Consider the following 5712-nt stretch of genomic DNA (forward strand, 5'->3'; position numbering starts at 1 on the left):
GTTTGGTCCGAGTGGCGAGAGTCGAACTCACGGCCTCTTGAACCCCATTCAAGCGCGCTACCAAACTGCGCTACACCCGGTTACGACCGAGCCGGTCAATCAGCATGTATGATTATAACGGGTTTGAATGGTTTTGTCAAGGGATTTTCTGCAGTTTTTTTACAAAAACTTTGATTTTTTCAATTTTTCACGCCTGTTCGTAGCCTTTGTGGCGAATCACCTCCACGACCTGGTCCACATACTTCTGGCAGATCTCCTTGCTGGGCGCTTCCACCATCACACGGACCAGCGGTTCAGTGCCGGATTCCCGCACCAGAATGCGGCCGGTGTCCCCCAGCTCCGCAGCGACGGCCTGCACGGCGGCCTGCACATCCGGATCGTTCTGTGCCGTGGCCTTGTCGGTGACCCTGACGTTTTCCAGCACCTGGGGATAGATGGCCAGCGGGGCGGCCAGTTCGCTCATGGGCTTCTTGCGGGCCATCATCACTTCCATCAGCTTCAGGCTGGTGAGGATGCCGTCACCGGTGGAGGCGTATTTGCTGAAGATAATATGGCCGCTCTGCTCACCGCCGATACGGCTGCCGTGCTGCTGCATATACTCATAGACATATTTGTCGCCCACAGCGGTCTTGGCATAGTCGATATCCAGTTCATCGAAAGCCTTGTACAGGCCGAAGTTGGACATGACGGTGGTGACCACCGTGTTGGTGACCAGCTTGCCGCGCTCTTTCATATAGCGGCCATAGATATACAGGATATGATCGCCGGTGACCACATTGCCCTTCTCGTCCACGCACAGGCAGCGGTCCGCGTCGCCATCGTAGGCAAAGCCCACATCCAGGCCCTTTTCCACCACAAACTTCTGCAGCCCTTCAATATGGGTAGAGCCGGCATTCAGGTTGATGTTCAGGCCGTTGGGCTCGGCGTTGATCACATAGGTCGTGGCTCCCAGCGCATCAAACACCGCCTTGGCAATGTTCCAGCTGGAACCATTGGCGCAGTCCAGGCCTACCTTCACACCGCGGAAGCTGTACATGCCCAGGCTGATGAGATAACCGATGTACCGGTTGCGGCCGGAGATATAGTCTACGGTGCAGCCGATCTTATCGCGGTGGGCAAAGGGCAGTTCCTCCCATTTCTGGCCGAAGGCTTCCAGATTGCCGTCCAGGTAGGCTTCCACCAGAGAGATGGTCTCTTCGTCCATCTTTTCCCCCTGGCCGTTGATGAGCTTGATGCCGTTGTCGTAGTAGGGGTTGTGGGAGGCGGAGATCATGATGCCGCAGTCAAAATTGTCCACGCGGGCAATGTACGCCACAGACGGGGTGGTGGTCACATGCAGCAGGTAGGCATCCGCACCGGAAGCCACCAGTCCCCCCACCAGGCTGTACTCAAACATATAGCTGGAACGGCGGGTATCCTTGCCGATGACGATGCGTGCCGGCCCCTGCTGGGGGGCCAGCCCCTCCTCCGCGGCGCGGCGGCGCTTTTCATTGTAATACCAGCCCAGGAACCGGCCAACCTTGTAGGCATGGTCGGCAGTCAGGGTGATGTTGGCTTCGCCGCGGAAGCCGTCGGTACCAAAATATTTACCCATTATGTTCCCCTTTCAGGTGATACAAAGCAAAATTCAAACCGCAGGCACAAAAGTGCACAGCTTCGGTTCTTTCCTATTGTATCGCATACACGGCCAAATGTCCAGCAAAGCAGCGCGCAAATGAATTGACGTTCCTGTTTTTTAAGCGTAAGATGAAACTGTAGGTTTCATGATAAGAAAGGATACGCCTTATGTCCAACGAACCTTTTCGGCTGCTGTTCCCTGCGGGATATGCCCCCGCCGAAGGCAGTGCCCTGCCGGACACAGAATTCATCCACACCCTGCAGCTGGACCAGATGATCGGCATCCGCCGGGAAAGCTACCGCGGCATTGCAGACCTGCGGCTGGAGCAGTTCTTCAGCTGCGAGCCCGCCGTTCTGGCTTACCGGGCAGAACTGATCCTGGAAATTGCGGACAGCGAAGCGCTGCAGGGGCTGGTCCGGGATGCCCTGCCTTTGATCCGGGATGCCTACGAGATGTGCAAGGTCCTGAAACAGGGCGACGGCAGCCTGGAAAGCGGGCTGGCCAGTACCCGGTATATCGAGCAGTACCTGGAACTTGTGGAGCTGTTCCGGTCCCGTCTGGCGTCCCTGGACCTTGCCAGTGCCGGCCTGCGGCGGCTGAAAGCCGAGATACAGGCCCGCTGTGAAAGTGAAGATTATCGGGCTCTGCGTGCCCATCTGCAGGAATTGGACATGCAGATCGGACAGGTCAAGAGCATCTCTCTGGGAGTGAATCTGGACGGCAGCCTGCATGTGACCGAGGCCGGTCTGCTGGGTCTGCACACACAGCCCTTCCGGCAGGGCAGCATCCTGGACAAGCTGCTGGGCCGTCACAAGGACCCCATGGTATGCCTTTCCGGCTTTGCCAACGTGAGCAAGGCCGGACGGGATGAAGAACGGCAGGCACTGAACGGTGCGGTCTGCCGCGCCCTGGACACGGTGTTTGCCAGGACCATCCGCAGTTGGGAGCCGGTGATCAACCAGTTTTTCCATGATGAGACCCGATTTTTCATTGCGTTGATGGACGATTTGCGGTTTCTGGCCGCGGCAGTCCCTTTTATCTGTCAGCTGCGGCAGGTCGGGTGTCCGGTGTGCCGGCCTGTTATCCGTCCGGTACAGGATCGCGCCCTGCGGCTGCACAATGTATACAATCCCATGCTGGCCTTAAAAAACCTTCACGACCCCATTGTATGCAACGATTTTTGCCTGGATGAGAACGGGCGTTTTTATCTGGTGACCGGTCCCAATCATGGTGGCAAGTCCATCTTCTGCTATGCGGTGGGCATGGCCCAGGCGCTGTTCCAGTTGGGGTTGCCGGTGCCTGCGGAGGAAGCGGAGATGAGCCCGGTAACCGGCATTTACACCCACTTTCCCACTTCCGACGAGGACAACTACGGAAAAGGGCGGCTGGAGAGCGAATGTGCCCGCATCAGCGCCATTCTGCCCCGGCTGCACGACACGGATCTGCTGCTGATGGACGAGAGCTTCAGCTCCACCAGCCTGCTGGAAGGCGGCTACATCGCCGCCGAGGTACTGGCAGCCATCAGTGAAATCGGCTGCGGCGGGTTGTATGTGACCCATATCCATGAACTGAGTCAGCGCCTGGACGAACTGAGCGTAGGCCCCGGCAAGCTGGACAATCTGGTGGCGCAGATGCAGAACGTGGGCGACGGGACCCGCAGTTACCGCATCCTGCGCACCAAACCGGACGGGCTGAGTTATGCCCGGGACATCGCCCGCAAATACGGGCTGAGCCGGGAGGAAATTCTGGAACGGCGACAGAAAGCACAGGGCAAACCATAAACAAAGGCACCTGTCATCCAGCGGGGATGGCAGGTGCCTTATGATTTATTCGGAGACAGGCGGAGCGTCGTCGTAGCCTTCCAGGAAGGTGTGGGCCACCCCATGGGATTTATAGCCGGGAACCGTGTCCAGGCAGACTGCATGCAGCGCGCTGAAAATATTGTTTTCAATGTTGGGATTGGTCTTTTTCAGCTCCCGCAGCAGGGTTTTCACCTCCTGCCGTTTGGAGGCGCCGGGTTCATCGCTGCGGGCCGTCATGCGGCAGGCACACTGCAGAAAATGCAGATCATGGTACCGGGCCCAGGCAATGATATCCTGTTCCTTGACACAGTAAAGCGGACGGATGAGTTCCATGCCCGGGAAGTTTTTGCTGTGCAGTTTGGGAGGCATGCCCTGCAGCTGCGCCCCGTAAAACATACTCATGACCGCGGTCTCGATGACATCATTGAGATGATGCCCCAGGGCGATCTTGTTGCAGCCCATAAGCTGGGCCTGCTTGTACAGATGCCCCCGGCGCATGCGGGCACACAGGTAGCAGGGGTTGCGGTCGGTGTGATAGGCCGTGTCGAAAATATCGGTTTCGAACACCGTGACGGGAATATTCAGCAGTCGGGCGTTTTCCTCGATCTGTCTGCGATTTTCCGGAGCATAACCGGGGTCCATGACCAAAAATTTCAGCTCGAAAGGCACTTCGGTATGGCGGTGGAGTTCCTGCATGAGCTTGGCCAGCAGCATGGAATCCTTGCCGCCGGAAATGCACACCGCCACCCGGTCCCCTTCCTGTACCAGCTCATACCGCTTGATGGCGGCCACAAAAGGGTTCCACAGCTGCTTGCGGTATTTCTTGATGAGGCTTCGCTCAATCACTTCATAAGGCTGCAGTTCACGGGGCATCCGCCATCACCTCCTGATCGGCAAGTGCGGGCCATTCGGCCAGGTCCTTGATGACCTCCCCCGCCAGGATCAGTCCGGCCACCGGAGGCACAAACGCATTGGAACCGGGCGTGAACCGCTTTCCGGAGCCGGCACGGGCCGTATCCAGGCTGCCGCCGCTCTGGGCGGGCACCGCGTGGGGCGTCTCCCGGGAATAGACCACCTTGAGGGACCGGACCCCCCGCTTACGGCACTGGGTCCGCATGGCCCGGGCCAGCGGACACACCGACGTGGCATACAGATCCGCCACTTCAAACGCGGTGGGGTCCATCTTGCCGGCGGCTCCCATAGAACTGATCACCGGCACCCCCGCCTGCTGGGCCAGCCAGGCCAGTTCCACCTTGGCGCTGACCGTATCAATGGCGTCCACCACATAATCAAAGGCGGAAAAATCAAACCGGCCGGCGGTATCCGGACCGAAAAAGACCCGGTGGGTGTTCACCACCGCCGCCGGGTTGATGGCGTGGATACGCTCGGCAAAGACTTCCACCTTGGGGCGGCCGATGGTATCGTGGGTGGCAATGATCTGGCGGTTCAGGTTCGTCAGGCAGACCTCATCGTCATCGATCAGGTCCAGGGTCCCCACGCCGCTGCGGGCCAGGGCCTCCACGGCATAGCCGCCCACGCCGCCCACGCCGAACACCGCCACGCGGGCATGCTGCAGACGCTGCAGGCCGGCTTCCCCCAGCATGGCGCGGGTGCGGGAAAACTGGTCGATCATAAGGCTCCGTCCTCCTAATTCCTACAAATTCTGTTGGTCATTGTAGCATGCGGACCGGGTGGTGTCAAGGCGGACCATCCGGCGGACAAGGTGCCGGATAAAAATGGTACCGCTCCCCACCGTTCCCGCAAACAGCAGCGAAAAAATCAGGCTTCGCATCTGGATCCCTCCGGCGTCTTCAGGATCGGCGGGCACCGGCGGAGGTACTCTGTATCCGGCAGAGCCGCTGCCAGCACCAGCGACGCCTGCCAGCGCTGGGCCGGGGTCAGTTCCAGTCCTGTGGAGGGGAAATCCCCGTTGATCCGCTCTACCAGGTTGCGGTAATAGCGTGCGGCAAAACGGCCGCGTTCCGTCAGGGTGATTTTGCCGTAGGGGGCTTTTTCCACCAGACCGTGCTCTGCCAGGGTCCGCAGCACCCGCACCACCGAGGGACGGGTGACACCAAGGACATCGGCCACCTCCTTGGAACGCACAGGGCGTCCCCCTGCGTCCAGATCGGACACCGCAAACAGATACCGCAGGTTGGCATCAGACAAGGGCATGGCGCTCTCCTTTCCGAATTGTGTTGAAAAAAGGGCAGGCACAGCCCCCGCGCGGCATCTGCCCGCGTCTTTGCCGTGTCTGCCCCTTGGGATGATAAACTGTATCAGGTATGGGTG

General features: G+C 59.2%; 5 protein-coding genes and 1 tRNA gene. 1 reads left to right on the forward strand and 5 read right to left on the reverse strand.

The window, feature by feature from the left end:
* Positions 1-3 precede the first annotated feature (3 nt).
* Both Q0K17_RS10200 and glmM read right to left on the reverse strand, forming a co-directional pair.
* A tRNA-Pro gene (locus Q0K17_RS10200) sits at positions 4-80 on the reverse strand.
* Between the two features lie 107 nt (positions 81-187).
* Entirely contained in the window at positions 188-1594 is a 1407-nt protein-coding gene (gene glmM / locus Q0K17_RS10205) for a phosphoglucosamine mutase (protein ID WP_294542768.1), read from the reverse strand.
* Positions 1595-1785: 191 nt separating this feature from the next.
* Here glmM and Q0K17_RS10210 point away from each other — a divergent pair, with 191 nt between their 5' ends.
* Positions 1786-3399, forward strand: coding sequence for a hypothetical protein (locus tag Q0K17_RS10210; RefSeq protein WP_294542770.1), 1614 nt, complete (start codon positions 1786-1788; stop codon positions 3397-3399).
* A gap of 45 nt (positions 3400-3444) precedes the next feature.
* Here Q0K17_RS10210 and Q0K17_RS10215 read toward each other — a convergent pair whose 3' ends face one another.
* The 3 genes from Q0K17_RS10215 to Q0K17_RS10225 all read right to left on the reverse strand — a co-directional run bounded on the left by Q0K17_RS10215 (position 3445) and on the right by Q0K17_RS10225 (position 5595).
* Positions 3445-4293 carry an ATP-binding protein gene (locus tag Q0K17_RS10215; RefSeq protein WP_294542771.1) on the reverse strand — a complete coding sequence of 283 codons (849 nt, stop codon included), beginning with the start codon at positions 4291-4293 and terminating at the stop codon, positions 3445-3447.
* The gene (locus Q0K17_RS10220; RefSeq protein ID WP_294542773.1) at positions 4283-5053 is read right to left on the reverse strand and encodes a tRNA threonylcarbamoyladenosine dehydratase; all 771 of its coding nucleotides are present in this window, start codon (positions 5051-5053) and stop codon (positions 4283-4285) included. The genes Q0K17_RS10215 and Q0K17_RS10220 overlap by 11 nt, the downstream gene beginning before the upstream one ends.
* 146 nt (positions 5054-5199) lie before the next feature.
* A complete protein-coding gene (locus tag Q0K17_RS10225) occupies positions 5200-5595 on the reverse strand; it encodes a helix-turn-helix domain-containing protein (RefSeq protein ID WP_294542775.1) in 396 nt (131 codons plus the stop codon).
* Positions 5596-5712 lie beyond the last annotated feature (117 nt).

This window comes from uncultured Gemmiger sp. (assembly GCA_944388105.1).
GTDB lineage: Bacteria > Bacillota > Clostridia > Oscillospirales > Ruminococcaceae > Gemmiger.